This is a genomic window from Paraburkholderia sp. GAS199 (assembly GCF_050436585.1).
Classification (GTDB): domain Bacteria; phylum Pseudomonadota; class Gammaproteobacteria; order Burkholderiales; family Burkholderiaceae; genus Paraburkholderia.
Genome location: NZ_JBNDMM010000008.1, coordinates 356,730 through 373,688 on the forward strand (window position 1 = coordinate 356,730; position 16,959 = coordinate 373,688).

The 16,959-nt window shown below is 63.0% G+C and carries 16 protein-coding genes; 11 read left to right on the forward strand and 5 right to left on the reverse strand.

All coding sequences use genetic code 11. From position 1 onward, the window contains the following. The first annotated feature begins 201 nt into the window (after positions 1–201). The 7 genes from P3T18_RS28490 (at position 202) to P3T18_RS28520 (ending at position 7,240) form a co-directional block, all read left to right on the forward strand. On the forward strand, positions 202–657 hold the full coding sequence (locus P3T18_RS28490) for an FKBP-type peptidyl-prolyl cis-trans isomerase (protein WP_429303291.1): 456 nt from the start codon (positions 202–204) through the stop codon (positions 655–657). A gap of 2 nt (positions 658–659) precedes the next feature. Continuing rightward, positions 660–1,619, forward strand: coding sequence for a 4-hydroxy-3-methylbut-2-enyl diphosphate reductase (ispH, locus tag P3T18_RS28495; protein WP_429303292.1), 960 nt, complete (start codon positions 660–662; stop codon positions 1,617–1,619). A gap of 542 nt (positions 1,620–2,161) precedes the next feature. Next, positions 2,162–3,361, forward strand: a complete 1,200-nt coding sequence (locus P3T18_RS28500; protein WP_429303293.1) for a branched-chain amino acid ABC transporter substrate-binding protein — start codon at positions 2,162–2,164, stop codon at positions 3,359–3,361. Positions 3,362–3,588: 227 nt separating this feature from the next. After that, a complete protein-coding gene (locus P3T18_RS28505) occupies positions 3,589–4,539 on the forward strand; it encodes a branched-chain amino acid ABC transporter permease (protein ID WP_007180636.1) in 951 nt (316 codons plus the stop codon). A gap of 18 nt (positions 4,540–4,557) precedes the next feature. After that, positions 4,558–5,727, forward strand: a complete 1,170-nt coding sequence (locus tag P3T18_RS28510; RefSeq protein ID WP_429303294.1) for a branched-chain amino acid ABC transporter permease — start codon at positions 4,558–4,560, stop codon at positions 5,725–5,727. A gap of 17 nt (positions 5,728–5,744) precedes the next feature. Beyond that, the gene (locus P3T18_RS28515) at positions 5,745–6,518 is read left to right on the forward strand and encodes an ABC transporter ATP-binding protein (protein WP_429303295.1); all 774 of its coding nucleotides are present in this window, start codon (positions 5,745–5,747) and stop codon (positions 6,516–6,518) included. A 17-nt stretch (positions 6,519–6,535) separates the two neighbouring features. Continuing rightward, positions 6,536–7,240, forward strand: a complete 705-nt coding sequence (locus P3T18_RS28520) for an ABC transporter ATP-binding protein (protein ID WP_429303420.1) — start codon at positions 6,536–6,538, stop codon at positions 7,238–7,240. Positions 7,241–7,360: 120 nt separating this feature from the next. On the opposite strand, the gene P3T18_RS28525 is transcribed toward P3T18_RS28520, so the two are convergent. From P3T18_RS28525 to P3T18_RS28535, 3 genes are all read right to left on the reverse strand, one after another. Further along, a complete protein-coding gene (locus P3T18_RS28525) occupies positions 7,361–7,825 on the reverse strand; it encodes a GNAT family acetyltransferase (protein WP_429303296.1) in 465 nt (154 codons plus the stop codon). 16 nt (positions 7,826–7,841) lie between these two features. Continuing rightward, a complete protein-coding gene (locus P3T18_RS28530; RefSeq protein WP_429303297.1) occupies positions 7,842–9,026 on the reverse strand; it encodes an acetylornithine transaminase in 1,185 nt (394 codons plus the stop codon). A 384-nt stretch (positions 9,027–9,410) separates the two neighbouring features. Then, complete coding sequence (locus tag P3T18_RS28535; RefSeq protein WP_429303298.1) at positions 9,411–10,442, reverse strand: CDP-6-deoxy-delta-3,4-glucoseen reductase; 1,032 nt, start codon at positions 10,440–10,442, stop codon at positions 9,411–9,413. A gap of 123 nt (positions 10,443–10,565) precedes the next feature. Here P3T18_RS28535 and P3T18_RS28540 point away from each other — a divergent pair, with 123 nt between their 5' ends. After that, a complete protein-coding gene (locus P3T18_RS28540; RefSeq protein WP_429303299.1) occupies positions 10,566–11,642 on the forward strand; it encodes an NAD-dependent epimerase/dehydratase family protein in 1,077 nt (358 codons plus the stop codon). A gap of 66 nt (positions 11,643–11,708) precedes the next feature. On the opposite strand, the gene P3T18_RS28545 is transcribed toward P3T18_RS28540, so the two are convergent. Beyond that, positions 11,709–11,897 (reverse strand): hypothetical protein, encoded by a 189-nt coding sequence (locus P3T18_RS28545; RefSeq protein WP_429303300.1) that lies wholly within the window; start codon positions 11,895–11,897, stop codon positions 11,709–11,711. 178 nt (positions 11,898–12,075) lie between these two features. Beyond that, entirely contained in the window at positions 12,076–12,795 is a 720-nt protein-coding gene (locus tag P3T18_RS28550) for a pseudouridine synthase (protein ID WP_429303421.1), read from the reverse strand. 159 nt (positions 12,796–12,954) lie between these two features. Here P3T18_RS28550 and P3T18_RS28555 point away from each other — a divergent pair, with 159 nt between their 5' ends. Genes P3T18_RS28555 through P3T18_RS28565 form a run of 3 tightly spaced genes read left to right on the forward strand, consistent with a single transcriptional unit; the run spans position 12,955 to position 16,932 of the window. After that, entirely contained in the window at positions 12,955–13,950 is a 996-nt protein-coding gene (locus P3T18_RS28555) for a MurR/RpiR family transcriptional regulator (protein WP_429303301.1), read from the forward strand. Then, a complete protein-coding gene (locus P3T18_RS28560) occupies positions 13,947–14,951 on the forward strand; it encodes an isoaspartyl peptidase/L-asparaginase family protein (RefSeq protein WP_429303302.1) in 1,005 nt (334 codons plus the stop codon). Before P3T18_RS28555 ends, P3T18_RS28560 begins: the two co-directional genes overlap by 4 nt. Before the next feature lie 58 nt (positions 14,952–15,009). Continuing rightward, positions 15,010–16,932 (forward strand): dipeptide ABC transporter ATP-binding protein, encoded by a 1,923-nt coding sequence (locus P3T18_RS28565; protein WP_429303303.1) that lies wholly within the window; start codon positions 15,010–15,012, stop codon positions 16,930–16,932. Positions 16,933–16,959 lie beyond the last annotated feature (27 nt).

The following is a 16,959-nucleotide window of genomic DNA, read 5'->3' on the forward strand; positions in this document are numbered from 1 at the left end:
CGCGCAGATGTGCGTCCATAATTGTCCATCCTGTAGTTCGGGGTTCGCCAGCGTGCGGAGGCGCACATGACGGAGCCAAACCGTCGTCCGCTATGTGGCTTACAATAGGCGCTTTGCGCACGGCAGGCCGACGGTTTGCCACACGCGTCCACTGCGCCCGTGGCGCACGCGTGCAGCGCGCTTCGACTGAGCGAGCATTGCATGAGCATCATCGACATTTCCGAAGTGAAACCCGGTTCACACGTCACGCTTCACTACCGGCTTTCCCTTGCCGATGGCGCCGAAGTCATCAATACGTTTGCCGAAAAGCCGGCCACGCTTCTGCTTGGTGCCGGCCAACTCGCGCCGCCGCTGGAAGACATTCTGATGGGTTTGAAGGTCGGCCACCATTCGACCTTTCAGCTAGCGCCCGGGCAAGCGTTCGGGCCCCGCAACCCGGAACTGATCCAGCGCGTGTCGTTAGCCACGCTGCGCGAAAACAGCATGATTGGTGAGGATTTTTCGCCGGGCGACCTGGTCGAATTCAACGCCCCGGGCGGCGGTCGTTACGCTGGCGTCCTGAAGGAAGTGGGCGAAACCTCCGCACTGTTCGATTTCAATCACCCGCTTGCCGGCCAGGCGCTGGCGTTCGAAGTGAAAATCATCGGGATTCTGTAAACATGAGCATGACGGATACGACTCTTGCCGAAGCCGAGATCCTGCTGGCGCAGCCGCGCGGGTTCTGTGCCGGCGTCGACCGCGCTATCGAGATCGTCGAGCGCGCCCTCAAGCTGTACGGCTCGCCTATTTACGTGCGCCACGAGATTGTCCATAACGCCTACGTGGTCGAAGATCTGCGCAAGAAGGGCGCGATCTTCATCGAGCAACTGGAAGAAGTGCCGGCGGGCAATACCGTGATTTTCAGCGCGCACGGCGTGTCCAAGGCGGTTCGCGCCGAAGCGGAGTCGCGTGGTCTGCGCGTGTACGACGCCACCTGTCCGCTGGTCACCAAGGTGCATATCGAAGTCGCGAAAATGCGCCAGGACGGTTTCGACATCGTGATGATCGGCCACAAGGGCCACCCCGAGGTCGAAGGCACGATGGGGCAGGCCGGCGAGGGCATGCATCTGGTCGAAGATATCGAAGACGTGCAGGCGCTGCAGCTGGCCGATCCCGAGCGGATCGCGTTCGTCACGCAAACCACGTTGTCGGTGGACGACGCGGCCGAGATCATCGGCGCGTTGAAGGCCAAGTATCCGTCCATCCGCGAGCCGAAGAAGCAGGACATCTGCTACGCCACGCAGAACCGCCAGGACGCGGTGAAGTTCATGGCGCCGCAATGCGACGTGGTGATCGTGGTCGGCAGCCCGAACAGTTCGAACTCGAACCGTCTGCGCGAACTGGCTGAAAAGCTGGGCGTGCCGGCCTATATGGTGGACTCGCCCGACCAGATCGATCCGGTCTGGGTGGAAGGCAAACGTCGCATCGGCGTGACGGCGGGTGCGTCCGCGCCGGAAGTCCTCGCGCAAGCGGTCATTGCCCGTCTGCGTGAACTCGGCGTGCGCAATGTGCGCGCGCTCGAAGGCATCGAGGAGAACATTGCGTTTCCGCTGCCGCGAGGCTTGGGTCTGCCTGCCTGACAGGCAATCGACAGTTTTGAAAGAAAAGCGCGCCCGATGGCGCGCTTTTTTTTCGCCCGTCAGTTCCATCGGTGCTTAAATAAAAAGTGCCACATCATCAAAAAATGAAGCGAATCCCGCATCGGGACAGAAATTATTTTGAATACCCATTCATTTTTTCAGCTACTTTTTATTGATGTGACCCCGTTAATAAATGGTCAAAGCGGCCACATCTAATTTTGACGCACTAAGATTGTGCGTAGGCCTCGATAACACGGCAAACGTAATACTTAAGCAAAACCACGGTGTAATCGGGCGTTTGGCGATATCGCCGCAACACTTGATGCTACGGGCTGCAACGCTGGTGCAACTGATGCACGAAAAATAGTCGCAACCCGGTTGCGACGGCGAGCAAATTCCGCTCTTTAAATATGGTTGCAATGCAGGAAAACCCTGTCGCTTCAACAATATTGCCCGTCGCAAAATTGGAGTTACAATGCGCGCGTTCTCAAGGCCTCCGGGTCCCGAACAATAGATTTTGCAAGGCGCGGGAGACCTATTTAATGCGAGTCAGATTTGCTTACGCCGTGTCCATCGCGGCCGCGGTTGCGATGTTGACCGCGTGCGGCAAAAAACAGGATGGCGAGGCGGGAGCGGGTGCATCGGCGGCCACGGCGGCAGCAGCACCGGCAAGCGAAGCGACTATCGTCAAGATCGGTCATGCGGCCCCGTTGACGGGCGGCATCGCTCATCTGGGCAAAGACAATGAAAACGGCGCGCGCCTGGCCGTCGAGGAAATCAACGCGCAGGGTTTGACCATCGACGGTCACAAGATCCAGCTCGAACTCGACGCTCAGGACGACGCCGCGGATCCGAAGACGGGAACGGCGGTCGCGCAGAAGCTGGTCGACGATCATGTCGTCGCGGTAGTCGGACACCTGAACTCGGGCGTGTCGATTCCGGCGTCGAAGATCTATAGCGACGCGAGCATCGTGCAGATTTCGCCGTCGTCGACCAATCCGGCGTACACGCAGCAGGGTTTCAAGACCACGTATCGCGTGGTTGCCACTGACGCACAACAAGGTCCGGCGCTCGCCAATTACGCCACGAAGGCGTTGAGCGCCAAACGCATCGCGGTAGTGGACGATGCAACCGCCTACGGTAAGGGGCTCGCGGACGAATTCGCGAAGACCGTCGAGGCGAACGGGGCAAAGATCGTCGCTCGGGAAGCGACGAACGACCGGGCCACGGATTTCCGGGCCATCCTCACGAAGATCAAGAGTGTTCAGCCGGACGTCATCATGTTCGGCGGCATGGACGCGACGGGCGGGCCGTTTACCAAACAGGCGGCGGCGCTCGGTATCAGGGCAAAAATCCTTGGCGGCGACGGCGTGTGTACCGACAAGGTGGGGGAGCTGGCGGGAACCGCCGTGCAAAACCTGGTCTGTTCGGAGGCGGGACTCGCGCTTTCGAAAATGGACAAGGGAGCGGACTTCGAAAAGAAGTACGTCGACCGCTTCCACACGCCGGTGCAGATTTACGCGCCGTTCACGTATGACGCTGTATACGTGATCGTCGATGCAATGAAGCGCGCTAATTCGATCGAGGCGCCCAAGGTGCTGGCTGCGATGCCGTCCACCGATTACAACGGGGTAATCGGACACATCGCGTTCGACGACAAGGGTGATTTGAAAGAGGGCGCCATTACGCTTTACGACTTCAAGGACGGCAAGAAAGCGGTCCTCGACGTCGTCAAGATGTGATGACGGGACGTTCAGCCTGACGGCACCGAAACCACCCAACGGTGCCGTTTTTGCATCCGCTCAAGGCGAGGCCGCGACTGCATGACAGTCGTCGGACGAACCGGCGGCGGATAACCCTTACCGGTCTTTTATCAGTACCCGCAGTGCCGTTGAGATTGGCGTACCGCATCACCGCCCACCGGCTGATGAAGAACGCGAATCCAGTCGCACGGGCTAAGGAGCATTAAATGGATATCTTCATCCAGCAGGTCCTCAACGGGCTGGTGCTTGGCAGCGTTTACGCCATCATCGCACTGGGCTATACGATGGTTTACGGCATTCTGGGCATCATCAACTTCGCGCACGGCGATGTGTTGATGGTGGGCGCGATGGTTGCGCTCTCGGCCATCGGCGTGCTGCAGAACCACTTCCCCGGCCTCGGCAACGTGCCGACGCTCGTCATCGCGCTGATCATCGCCGCCATCGTGTGCGCGGTCGTCGGCTATACGATCGAGCGCGTGGCTTACCGGCCGTTGCGTAAAGCACCGCGTCTCGCCCCGCTGATCACCGCGATCGGCGTGTCGATCCTGCTGCAGACGCTGGCCATGATGATCTGGTCGCGCAACCCGCTGCCGTTCCCGCAGCTGCTGCCCACCGATCCGCTCAACGTGATCAAGGCCACGGACACCACGCCGGGCGCCGTGATCTCGATGACTGAAATCGTGATCATCGTAGTGGCGTTCCTCGTGATGGGCGGCTTGCTGCTGCTCGTGCACAAGACCAAGCTGGGCCGCGCGATGCGCGCCATTGCCGAGAATCCGGGCAATGCGTCGCTGATGGGCGTGAACCCGAACTTCGTGATCTCGGCCACCTTCATGATCGGCTCGGCGCTCGCTGCGCTGGCCGGCGTGATGATCGCGTCCGAATACGGCAACGCACACTTCTACATGGGCTTCATCCCCGGCCTGAAGGCCTTTACCGCGGCAGTGCTCGGCGGTATCGGCAATCTCGGCGGCGCGATGGTGGGCGGCGTGCTGCTCGGCCTGATCGAACAGCTGGGCGCCGGCTACATCGGCAACCTCACCGGCGGTGTGTTCGGTAGTAACTATCAGGACGTGTTCGCTTTCATCGTGCTGATCATTGTGCTGGTGTTCCGACCGTCGGGCCTGCTCGGCGAACGCGTTGCGGATCGAGCCTGATCCAGGGAGTAAATAAACATGACCTCAATTCAACCGATCGAGCCGTCCACGACGCTCATCCCTGAAAAGAACCGTACGAAGACGTGGACCGTCGGCATCATCACCGCGATCTTCGTGATCGCGGCGCCGATGATCATCGGCACGGCCGGCGGCAACTACTGGGTCCGCGTGCTCGACTTCGCGATGCTGTACGTGATGCTGGCGCTCGGCCTGAACGTGGTGGTCGGCTTCGCCGGCCTGCTCGACCTGGGCTACATCGCGTTCTACGCAGTCGGCGCTTACGTGGCCGCCTTGCTGAGCTCGCCGCACCTGTCGTCGCAATTCGAGTGGATCGCTCACCTCGCACCGAACGGGCTGCACGTGCCGTTCCTCATCATCGTGCCTTGCGCGATGGCATTGGCTGCGCTGTTCGGCGTGCTGCTCGGTGCACCGACCCTGCGTCTGCGTGGCGACTACCTCGCCATCGTGACCCTGGGCTTCGGGGAAATCGTGCGGATCTTCATGAACAACCTCGACCGTCCGGTGAACATCACCAACGGCCCGAAGGGGATCACGGCGATCGACCCGGTGCATTTCGGCGACTTCAGCCTCGCGCAGACGCACTCGCTGCTCGGCTTCCAGTTCCCGTCGGTGTACTCGTATTACTACCTGTTCGTGCTGGCCGCGTTGCTGGTGATCTGGGTGTGTACGCGTTTGCAGCACTCGCGTATCGGCCGCGCATGGGCCGCGATCCGCGAAGACGAAATCGCCGCCAAGGCGATGGGCATCAACACCCGCAACGTGAAGCTGCTGGCGTTCGCGATGGGCGCGTCGTTCGGCGGTCTGTCGGGCGCGATGTTCGGCTCGTTCCAGGGCTTCGTGTCGCCGGAATCGTTCACGCTGCCGGAATCGATCGTCGTGCTGGCGTGCGTGGTGCTGGGCGGTATGGGCCACATCCCGGGCGTGATTCTCGGCGCCGTGCTGCTCGCCGTGCTGCCGGAATTCCTGCGCTCGACCATGGGTCCGCTGCAGAACATGGTGTTCGGTCACGAAATCGTCGACACGGAAGTGATCCGTCAGCTGGTGTACGCACTCGCGATGGTGCTGATCATGTTGTACCGCTCGGAAGGCTTGTGGCCGTCGCCGAAGCACGAAGACAAGATCGCGAAACTGTCGAAGCGTAACGGCAAGAAGCCGGTGCGGGCTTGAGCACCGAGGAGAAAAAGATGAGCGACAACATTCGACTGTCCGTGAAGGGCGTCAACAAGCGCTTCGGCGGCTTGCAGGCTTTGTCCGACGTCGGGCTTGAGATCAAGTCCGGCCAGATTTACGGTTTGATCGGCCCGAACGGCGCCGGCAAGACCACCTTCTTCAATGTGATCACGGGTCTGTACACGCCTGATTCGGGCGACTTCAAGCTCGACGGCGAGAACTACACGCCGACCGCGGTGTATCAGGTGGCGAAAGCCGGCATTGCGCGCACGTTCCAGAACATCCGTCTGTTCGGCGGCATGACCGCGCTGGAAAACGTGATGGTGGGCCGGCACGTCCGCACGAAACACGGCCTGATCGGCGCCGTGTTCCAGACGCCGGCCGAGCGCAAGGAAGAGCGCGAGATCAAGGAGCGCGCAATCGAACTGCTGGAGTACGTCGGCATTGCGCAGTACGCGGACTACACGTCGCGCAATCTGTCGTACGGTCACCAGCGCCGTCTGGAAATCGCCCGTGCGCTGGCAACGGATCCGAAGCTGCTCGCGCTGGACGAACCGGCGGCCGGCATGAACGCGACGGAAAAGGTCGAGCTGACCAAGCTGCTCGACAAGATCCGCGCTGACGGCAAGACGATTCTGCTGATCGAGCACGACGTGAAGCTCGTGATGGGTCTGTGCAACCAGATGACGGTGCTCGACTACGGCAAGGTGATTGCGCAAGGTTTGCCGCAAGACGTGCAGAAGGATCCGAAGGTGATCGAAGCTTATCTGGGTGCAGGAGTCCACTGATGTCCACAACGCAAGCAATGTTGAAAATCAAGGGCCTGCAGGTCAATTACGGCGGCATCCAGGCAGTCAAGGGTATCGATCTCGAAGTCGCGCAGGGCGAACTGGTCACGCTGATCGGTGCGAACGGCGCGGGCAAGACGACCACGATGAAGGCGATCACGGGCCTGAAGCCCTACACGATCGGCGACATCGAATACATGGGCGAGTCGATCAAGGGCGTGCCGCCGCATCTGCTGCTGAAGAAAGGTCTGGCGATGGTGCCGGAAGGCCGCGGTATCTTCGCGCGTATGTCGATCGTCGAAAACATGCAGATGGGCGCGTATCTGCGCACCGACACCGACGGCATCAAGGCGGACGTGGATCGCATGTTCGGCTTCTTCCCACGTCTGAAGGAACGTGCGACGCAGTTTGCCGGTACGCTTTCGGGCGGCGAACAGCAGATGCTGGCAATGGCGCGCGCGATCATCTCGCGTCCCAAACTGCTGCTGCTGGACGAACCGTCGATGGGTCTCTCGCCGATCATGGTCGAGAAGATCTTCGAAGTGGTGCGCGCCATTTCCGCTGAAGGCATGACCGTGCTGCTGGTCGAGCAGAACGCGCGACTCGCGCTGCAGGCGGCGAACCGCGGCTACGTGATGGACTCGGGTCTGGTCACGATGTCGGGCGACGCGAAGCAGATGCTCGACGATCCGAAGGTGCGTGCTGCGTATCTGGGTGAATAAGCCAACTGACTGAGCGGGGCCGGTCGCTCCGTTCAGTGTGAATGAGCCCACAAAAAAGGCTGCATGCTTTTCGAAGAATGCAGCCTTTTTCTTTTCGGGCAATCTGCCGGCTCTGGGAATTCACGCCGGTGACGTCGCGACCTCGCCGAGTCGCTTGCCGAGACTGATCACTTCGTCGGCGCGATAGCCGAGCGCTTCGTAGAACTTGCGCAACTCGGTCTTCGCAGAAAGAATCTGCAGATTCAGTTTCGGGCAGCCGCGCGCGGTCAACGCTTCTTCGACATGCGCGACCAGCCGCGTGCCGATGCCGTGACGACGCAGCGACTCGTCCACCGCGAGCGAATACAGCCAGCCGCGATGGCCGTCGTAGCCGCCCATCACCGTGCCGACGATACGCTCGCCGAGCACCGCTACGAAGAACAGTTCCGGCTGCGTCGCCAGTTTGTTGGCGATCGACAGATGCGGGTTGCGCTGCGGCCGCGTCACGTCCCGGTACTCGGGGAACGCTTCCTGCCACAGCGCAATCACGGCGTCGGTGTCGCGCGCGTCGAAGCGGCGGATCGATAGCGTGACGGCGGCTGTCATCGGCAATCTCCGGCGCTTACAGCGTGTCGAGGATCGAACGCAGCATCGCCATCATCTGGTCGATTTCTTCGTTCGTCACATTCAACGCGGGCATGAAGCGCAGCAGGTTCGGACGCGCCGCGTTCAGCAGCAGGCCGTCCGGTTGCATGTCGCGCGCCTTTTCGACGATCTGGTTGCCGATGTCCTTGCCGAGCAACAACGCGCGCAGCAGACCCTCACCGCGTTCGCCCTTGAAGCCGCGCTCTTCCGACAGTTCGAGCAGCTTCGCGCGCAGATATTCGCCGCGAGCGCGCACGCCTTCGAGAAAACCCGGCGCCGTCAGTTGCGAAATCACCGAATAGCCGACCGCCGTCATCAGCGGATTGCCGTTGTACGTGCCGCCCTGATCGCCGGCTTCGAACACCGCGACTTCCGCTTTCGAGAGCAGCGCCGCGAGCGGCACGCCGCCGCCGATGCCTTTGCCGAGCGTCATGATGTCCGGCTCGATTCCCGACAGTTCGTACGCGAATAGGGTGCCGGCGCGGCCGCAGCCGCTTTGCACTTCGTCGACGATCAGCAGCAGGTTGTGCTTCTTCGTCAGTTCGCGCAGTTGCTGCATGAATTCACGCGAAGCGGGAATCACGCCGCCTTCGCCCTGGATCGGTTCGAGCATCACCGCGACGGTCTTCGCGTTGATCAGCTTTTCGACCGACGCGATGTCGTTCAGATCCGCTTTCGGGAAGCCCGGCACTTGCGGTGCGTAGATCGTGTCCCAGCCCGGCTTGCCGCTTGCCGACATGGTGGCGAGCGTGCGGCCGTGGAAGCTGTGATCGAACGTGATGATTTCGAACGCGCCGTCCTTGAATTTCTTGCCCCACTTGCGCGCGAGCTTGATCGCGCCTTCGTTGGCTTCGGCGCCGCTGTTCGCGAAGAACACCTTGTCGAAGCAGCTGTGCTGCGTGAGCAGGTTGGCGAGCTTCGCCATCGGTTCGTTGTAGAAGGCCGGCGACGGGTTCAGCAGCAGCTTCGATTGCGCGTTCAGCGCTTCGATCATGCCGTCGTTGCAATGGCCGAGACTGTTGACGGCCCAACCCTGAATGAAGTCCAGATATCGCTTGCCGTTATTGTCATAGAGCCACGAGCCCTTGCCGTGCGTGAAAACGATTTCGGGCCGGTTCGTGATGTACATCAGCGACTCGATCGGATATTCATTGAAATTCATGACGGCAGGCTCCAGACAACGGGATGAAAGGTTGAAAACGGCTGGCTCGGGAGACGAAGCAAAGCCGGACAAACGAAAAACCAAATAAAAAAGCCACGGCATGCCGTGGCTTTCATGATTCGAACTGCTTGCGCCCTTGTGCGGCGCGAATCCGTGACGAAGCCAGCGGCGTCCCTAAGGGAGCGGCGAGCGGCGACGTCGGAGTTCGGACTGGATGCGGTTCATGCGCGAAAGAATACGACAATCAAAGCGCCGGTGTAAACCATGAATTTGCACGATGCCGCATGAAAGACGGCCTGGCGTCAGTCTGCCAGCGTGCCGATGGCGTTTTGATGAACGGCCCGAACGGATGTCCGTCGAGCCGCTCCGGTCTTCAAACGGCGTTCAGACGGCGTTGGCCAGATCGGCTTCGCTCGTGAAGGAATCCGCGTAGAACTCGTCTTCCGGCAGCTTGTGATGCTGGGTGAAATCGCGCTGCGCGGATTCGACCATCACCGGCGCGCCGCACGCATAAACCTGATACGCCGACAGGTCCGGCAGATCTTCGATCACCGCGCGATGCACGAAGCCGACGCGGCCCGTCCATGCGTCGCCCGCGTCCGGTTCCGACAGCACCGGCACGAACTTGAAATTGGGAATCTCGCGCGCCCATTGTTCGGCGAGGTCGAGCAGATACAGGTCTTTCTTGCGACGCGCGCCCCAGTACAGCGTGATGGGCCGGTCGAGATTCTTGAACACCGCATGCTCGACGATCGCCTTGAGCGGCGCGAAGCCGGTGCCCGAGCCGAGCAGCACGATCGGCTTGTCGGAATCTTCGCGCAGGAAGAACGTGCCGAGCGGTGCTTCGAAGCGCAGGATGTCGCGCTCTTTCATGGTGTTGAACACGTGATCCGTGAACGCGCCGCCGGGCATGTGGCGGATGTGCAGTTCGATCGGACCTTCCGTGTGCGGCGCGCTCGCCATCGAATAGCTGCGGCGCTTGCCGTCCTTGAGGATGAATTCGAGGTACTGGCCGGCCAGATATTGCAGACGCTCGTTGGCGGGCAACTGCAGCTTCAGCACGATGACGTCGTCGGCCTTGCGCTCGATCGCGTTCACGCGGCAGGGCAATTTCTTGACCTGCACGTCGCCCACGCCCGCCACTTCGCGGATGTCCACTTCGAGATCCGTGCAGGCGGTCGCGCAGCAGAGCAGCGCCATACCGCGCGTTTTTTCGTCGTTCGACAACGCCGACGACGAGTGCGGACGCTGCTCGACCTCGCCGCTGACCACGGTGCCCTTGCACGAACCGCAGGCGCCGTTCTTGCAGCCATACGGCAGGCCGATGCCCTGGCGCAGGGCTGCGCTCAACACGGGTTCGTCCTGTTCTACCTGAAACTGCCGGCCGCTTTGCCGGAGCGTGACGTTAAATGCCATAGCGTGAAATCGAAAAATTGGGGGTTCGTTGGGGATTCGTCGGGCGTTCGTGAGGCTCGCATTATCGGACTCGCGGTCCGATGTGCCATGCATGCAGCGCCTGACGGCTACAATGCGTCCACCATGAAAGCGACACGAAACTTACGCCGGCCGCGCGTGCTGATTGTGGGCTGCGGCGATGTCGGCATGCGCTGCGTGCCCCTGCTGCGGCCTGGCGCGCATATCTTCGCGCTGACCAGCCACGCCGCGCGCTGCGCCGAGTTGCGCGCCGCCGGCGTGACGCCGCTGGTGGGCGACCTCGACGACCCGCGCAGCCTGAAACGTCTCGCGGGCCTCGCGCCGACCGTGCTGCACCTCGCGCCGCCGCAAAAAACCGGCGACGACGACCGCCGCACCCGCGCGCTGCTTGCCACACTCGCTACCCGGGAACGCACGCCGCGTGCCGCGCGTGGCGCGGTGGCGCCGGTAGGGCGGTTGCGCCGCATTCGCGCCTCGTGGGCCGAATCTGAGACAGCCAATATTGTACCCGACAGGACTCGCTGGACCGCCGCTTCCCGTGCGCCGGTGCGGCTCGTCTACGCCAGCACGACGGGCGTCTACGGCGACTGCGGCGGCGCATGGATCGACGAGACGCGCGCGACCCAGGCCGCCAATCCCCGCGCGAAACGCCGCGTTTCGGCCGAGCGGCAACTGCGCCGCGCGACTTCCCGCCGCATCGTGTCCGCGAGCATTGCGCGCATTCCCGGCATCTACGCGGGCAATCGTCTGCCGCTCGCGCGACTCGAAAAGCGCACCCCGGCGCTCATCGACGCCGACGACGTCTACACCAACCACATTCACGCGGACGACCTCGCCGCCATTCTCGTGCGCATGACCACGCACGCGCGTCCCGGTCGCGTGATCCATGCGTCCGACGACTCGGCGTTGAAAATGGGCGAATACTTCGACGTGGTGGCCGACGCCTACGGCCTGAAGCATCCGCCACGGATCACGCGGGCGGAAGCCGAACAGCAGATCGAACCGACCTTGCTGTCCTTCATGCGCGAATCGAGGCGGCTCGTGAACAGACGGCTCAAGGACGAGTTGCGCGTGAACCTGCGCTATCCGAGCGTGGAAGATTTTTTGCAAAACGCAACTCCGCCGGCGTCGCCCGGAATCTTGCCGGGCGTGCCGCGTCGCGCGCTGCGGCGCCGGAAATAGCCACGCCAGAATCGGGTTGAACCCGGCCGAGCCCGGCCGAAACCAGGCTCAAGCCAACGGACGGTGTCAGGTCAGCGCGGGCAGTGCTTCGAGCAGCAGGAAGCACAGCATCGCGCCGATCAGAGCGCCGATCAGGTTCGGATGATATTTGTGGCGCAGTCGCATCACGACCAGCAGCCCGCCCACCAGCACCAGCCCGAGGCACGTGAAAACGAGCATCGCATACGGTATCGCGATCGTGTCATGGATAGCCATGGCGCCCCTCCTTGAAACCTTTGTAGTCTTTGTTTAAACGAGTATAGGGCGACTCGCGACGAAGGGCATGCTGCGGCGCAGCGCAGGCGAGCGCGTGGCTGCATGCGGCCTGCGAGCCCGCGTCCACTTTCTTCGACAGATCAAGGCTTTAAAGGGGCGCTACCGGTGCGCTACCGGTTTACCCGCTCGGTAAAGATCCGAGGGCGTCGAGTCCGGTCTGATCGAGCCATTGCCACGCGCCCGGCGCGAGCGACGCTGGCAATGCGAGTCCGCCGATCCGTTCACGATGCAAGGCTTCGCAGCGATTGCCGACCGCCGCGATCATGCGCTTGACCTGGTGATACTTGCCTTCCATCACGGAGAGCGCCAGCGAATGCTCGCCGCGCGCTTCGGCCGCCACCGCCGCGATCGGTTTGGGCTCGCCGTGCAGCAACACACCGTCGCGCAACGCGGCGAGTTGTGTGTCGTCGAGCGGATGGCGAGTGGTCGCCACGTAGAGCTTCGGCACCTTGCGCTTGGGCGACGTGAACCGGTGCACGAACTTGCCGTCGTCGGAGAGCAGCAGAAGGCCGGTTGTGTCCTGATCGAGACGTCCCACGCATTGCACGCCGCGCTCGGCAAACTGCGGCGGCAACAGACTGAACACGCTCAGATGATGCTGCGGATCGCGCGAACATTCGTAGCCCGCGGGCTTGTTCAGCAGCAGATAAGCGTGCTCGCAATACGGCCATTCCACGCCGTCCACAGTGAAGCTGAAGGCGCCGTCCGTCATGAGGAAATCGGCGTCGGCGTCGGTACAAACCGTCTCGCCGACGGCGACGCGCGCGTCGGCGATCAACGCGCGGCACTGACGCCGCGAGCCGAAGCCCTGAGTGAAGAGAATGCTTTCGAGATTCATGGCGAGCGAGCATAGCACCGCGCGCCGGACGCGATGCATTCAGGGTCTCGCGGATTGGGTGAAAACCCTCGGAAATGAAAATGAATTTTTTTCCAGAGCGAATTCATGTAAATATACTTTCATTCATTTCGATTACAGACCGTCCGTCGGACCGCTTGCATGATCCATCACCCGTCCAATGCCGAGAACCAGGCCGAGCAGGCGATCGCCGCGCGCATCGTCGCCGCCATGCCGGTCCTCACACCGATCCATCGGCGCATGGGCGAGTACGTCCTGGCGAATCTGTTCCGTGCCGCGACCATGCGAATCGACGAACTGGCGAGCGTGGTGGGCGCGTCGGTGGCAACGGCGAACCGTTTCGCGCGCGCCCTCGGCTTCGACGGCTATCCGCAGTTTCGTGACGCGCTCGTGCGCGGCTTCGAAGCCACTCTCGCGCCGGTCGAGCGGCTGCGCAGCGCGCAGGAGTCGCTGGCAGCAGGCGAAAACCTGCTCGACGCCTTGCTCGAACAGGCCGCCGCCAATCTGAACACCACGCGCACCGCCATCGACAGCGCCGCCGCCGAGGCCGCCGTCGAGGCGATCATCGCGGCGCGCCGCGTGTTCGTGCTCGGCTACGGCGCGAGCGCGTTTCTCGCCGGTCTGATGGAACACGGCCTGATGCCGTATCACGACAACGTGCAGTCGCTTGCGCTGATCGGCGGTCCGTCGCACGCCGCGCGCCGTCTGTTCGCCACCGACGAGCGCGACCTCGTGATCGGCATCGCGTTTCCGCGCTATGTCGAAGACACCATCGAACTGGCGCGTCGCGCTGCCAGCCGGGGCGCGCGCGTGCTTGCGCTGACCGACAGCTCGCGCTCGCCGCTCGCGCAGTTCGCCGATCTTTCGCTGTACATCCGCTCCGAACGTCGTCTCGCGGCCAATGCCGATTCCGCCGTACTGGCCGTGATCGAAGCCCTGTGCGACGCGGTGGCGTATCGCGCGAAGCGTTCCGTGAAGGCGGCTGCCGGCGTCAGCGAATTCGTGCTGCCGTGGCTCGTCGAGCCGCAGAACAAGCCATCGACCCATCAGGACACCACGCCGTCCACCGACGGCGAGTCCGCGCGCGTCACCTCTTCAAGCAACCGAACTACCCGCACCCGCAAAGCAAAACGATGAATTCCAACGCAGTCATTGCCATTCACGGCGGCGCCGGCACGATCCTGCGCGCGTCCATGTCGGCGAGCGCCGAAGCCGACTATCACGCCGCCTTGCATGCCGTGCTGAGCGCAGGCCAACGCGTGCTCGCCGATGGCGGCAGCGCGCTCGACGCCGTCAGCGAAGCCGTTCGTCTGCTCGAAGATTGCCCGCTCTTCAACGCGGGACACGGCGCCGTCTACACCGCGGCCGGCACGCATGAGCTCGACGCCGCCATCATGGACGGCAGCACGCTCGACGCCGGCGCGATCTGCTGCGTGAAGCGCGTGCGCAACCCGATTCTCGCGGCGCGCCGCGTGCTCGAACGCAGCGAACACGTGCTGTTCACCGGCGAAGGCGCGGAAGCTTTCGCCGCGGCGCAAGGGCTCGAATTCGTCGAGCAGGATTATTTCCATACCGAGGCGCGGCATCGTCAATGGTTGCTGGCGAAAGACCAGCAACGCGCGGTGCTCGATCACGACGGCGCGACGCTGGCATCGGGCATGGCGTCCGCTGACCAGCCCGCTGGTCAAAATCCGGTGCCGCACGAACCGATCGACCCGAACCGCAAGTTCGGCACGGTCGGCGCGGTGGCGCTCGACCGGCACGGCCACGTGGCCGCGGCAACCTCCACCGGCGGCGTGACCAACAAGCAGGTCGGACGCGTCGGCGATACGCCGCTGATCGGCGCGGGCTGCTATGCCGACGACGCCACCTGCGCGGTCTCGACCACGGGTTCCGGCGAGATGTTCATGCGCATGGTCGCCGCCTACGACGTGGCGGCGCAGATGGCTTACCGCAACGTGTCGCTGGAAGAAGCGGCGCGCGATGTGGTGATGAACCGCCTGCCGAAGATCGAAGGCCGCGGCGGACTCATCGCCGTGGATGCGCAAGGCAACGTCACGCTGCCGTTCAACACCGAAGGCATGTATCGCGGCTTTGCCCGCTTCGGCGAGACGCCGGTGACGGCGATCTACCGCTAGCCGATATCACTCACGCCGCCTGCCGCTTTTTGCCGCGTACGAATTCAAAGGAATCATTGTGCCGACTACATCGCACTCCGCCCGCCCGCTGATCGACACCTTGCCGCCGCAACGCGTGCTCGCAGTCGACGATCTGTCGGTCGCGTTTCGCAGCGGCGAGACGACCTTCAACGCGGTGCGCAATCTGTCGTTCACCGTTGAACGCGGCGAGACGCTGGCGATCGTCGGCGAATCGGGTTCGGGCAAATCGGTGACGTCGCTCGCGTTGATGCGGCTGATCGAGCATGGCGGTGGGCGCCTTGCCGGCGGCGGCATCGCATTCCGGCGCCGCGACGGCAGCGTGCTCGATCTCGCGAAAGCGTCGGCCGGCACGATGCGCTCGATTCGCGGCGCCGACATCGCGATGATCTTCCAGGAGCCGATGACGTCGCTCAATCCCGTGTTCACGGTCGGCGATCAGATCAGCGAAGCGATTGCCCTGCATCAGGGCAAGAGCCGCGCGGCCGCGCACGCGGAAACGCTGCGTCTGCTGGAACTGGTGCGGATTCCCGAAGCGCGGCGCGTGGCCGCGCGTTTTCCGCATCAACTTTCGGGCGGCATGCGGCAGCGCGTGATGATCGCCATGGCGCTCTCGTGCAAACCCGCGCTGCTGATCGCAGACGAACCGACCACCGCGCTCGACGTCACGATTCAGGCGCAAATCCTGCAACTGATTCGCGGCTTGCAGGACGAGATGAACATGGGCGTGGTCTTCATCACGCACGACATGGGTGTGGTTGCCGAAGTGGCCGACCGCGTGCTGGTGATGTACCGCGGCGAGAAGGTGGAAGAGGGCGCGTCCGACGCGCTGTTCGCCGCGCCGTCGCATCCTTATACGAAAGCCTTGCTCGCCGCCGTGCCGCGTCTGGGTGCGATGCAGGGCACGGATCGTCCCGCGCGCTTCCCGATCCTGACCGTCGAGCAGGCTGCGCTGACGGGCGCCGACGCCGCCGTGCGGCCGGCTGCGGCAGTCGCCGAAGAACCGCAGCCCGAAGTGCGCGAAAGCACGCCGCCGATCCTGCGCGTGCGCGATCTGGTCACGCGCTTTCCGGTCAAGAGCGGGCTCTTTGGCCGCGTGACCGGACGTGTGCATGCCGTCGAGAAAGTGAGCTTCGATCTGCGGCCGGGCGAAACGCTGGCGCTGGTCGGCGAATCGGGGTGCGGCAAGTCCACTACCGGCCGCTCGCTGTTGCGTCTGGTGGAAAGCCAGAGCGGTTCGATCGAATTCGACGGCCGCGAAATCAGCTCGCTCACCGGTCCGGCCTTGCAGGCGCTGCGCCGTGACATCCAGTTCATTTTTCAGGACCCGTTTGCCTCGCTCAATCCGCGATTGACGGTGGGCTTTTCCATCATGGAACCGCTTCTCGTGCATGGCGTGGCGGAAGGTGCGCAAGCGCAGGCGCGGGTGGCGTGGCTGCTGGAGAAGGTCGGTTTGCCGCCCGAGGCGGCGCGCCGCTATCCGCACGAATTCTCCGGCGGTCAGCGGCAGCGCATTGCCATTGCACGCGCGCTCGCGCTGAATCCGAAAGTGGTGATCGCCGACGAATCCGTCTCCGCGCTCGACGTTTCGGTGCAGGCGCAGATCGTCAATCTGATGCTCGATCTGCAGCGCGAACTCGGCGTGGCCTATCTGTTCATCTCGCACGACATGGCGGTGGTGGAGCGCGTCAGTCATCGCGTGGCGGTGATGTATCTCGGTCAGATCGTCGAGATCGGTCCGCGCCGGGCGGTGTTCGAAGCGCCGCAACATCCGTACACGAAGAAGCTGATGGGCGCGGTGCCGGTTGCCGATCCGGCGCGCCGTCACGCCAAACGCATGCTCGCCGCCGACGAAATTCCGAGCCCGATTCGCGCGCTCGACGACGAACCGGTCGTCGCGCCACTGATCGCAGTGGGCCCCGATCACTTCGTCGCACAGCATCGCGTCGGCGGCGCTTACTAGATTCCTTTGCAGCACCTGACAGCACTC

Bases quoted from the DNA above. Each gene is read 5' to 3' on its own strand.
- P3T18_RS28490 (WP_429303291.1), top strand. From the start codon at position 202: ATGAGCATCATCGACATTTCCGAAGTGAAACCCGGTTCACACGTCACG.
- P3T18_RS28525 (WP_429303296.1), bottom strand. From the start codon at position 7,825: ATGACAGCCGCCGTCACGCTATCGATCCGCCGCTTCGACGCGCGCGAC.
- P3T18_RS28505 (WP_007180636.1), top strand. From the start codon at position 3,589: ATGGATATCTTCATCCAGCAGGTCCTCAACGGGCTGGTGCTTGGCAGC.
- P3T18_RS28530 (WP_429303297.1), bottom strand. From the start codon at position 9,026: ATGAATTTCAATGAATATCCGATCGAGTCGCTGATGTACATCACGAAC.
- P3T18_RS28510 (WP_429303294.1), top strand. From the start codon at position 4,558: ATGACCTCAATTCAACCGATCGAGCCGTCCACGACGCTCATCCCTGAA.
- P3T18_RS28540 (WP_429303299.1), top strand. From the start codon at position 10,566: ATGAAAGCGACACGAAACTTACGCCGGCCGCGCGTGCTGATTGTGGGC.
- P3T18_RS28550 (WP_429303421.1), bottom strand. From the start codon at position 12,795: ATGAATCTCGAAAGCATTCTCTTCACTCAGGGCTTCGGCTCGCGGCGT.
- P3T18_RS28520 (WP_429303420.1), top strand. From the start codon at position 6,536: ATGTTGAAAATCAAGGGCCTGCAGGTCAATTACGGCGGCATCCAGGCA.
- P3T18_RS28535 (WP_429303298.1), bottom strand. From the start codon at position 10,442: ATGGCATTTAACGTCACGCTCCGGCAAAGCGGCCGGCAGTTTCAGGTA.
- P3T18_RS28545 (WP_429303300.1), bottom strand. From the start codon at position 11,897: ATGGCTATCCATGACACGATCGCGATACCGTATGCGATGCTCGTTTTC.
- ispH (WP_429303292.1), top strand. From the start codon at position 660: ATGAGCATGACGGATACGACTCTTGCCGAAGCCGAGATCCTGCTGGCG.
- P3T18_RS28555 (WP_429303301.1), top strand. From the start codon at position 12,955: ATGATCCATCACCCGTCCAATGCCGAGAACCAGGCCGAGCAGGCGATC.
- P3T18_RS28515 (WP_429303295.1), top strand. From the start codon at position 5,745: ATGAGCGACAACATTCGACTGTCCGTGAAGGGCGTCAACAAGCGCTTC.
- P3T18_RS28500 (WP_429303293.1), top strand. From the start codon at position 2,162: ATGCGAGTCAGATTTGCTTACGCCGTGTCCATCGCGGCCGCGGTTGCG.
- P3T18_RS28560 (WP_429303302.1), top strand. From the start codon at position 13,947: ATGAATTCCAACGCAGTCATTGCCATTCACGGCGGCGCCGGCACGATC.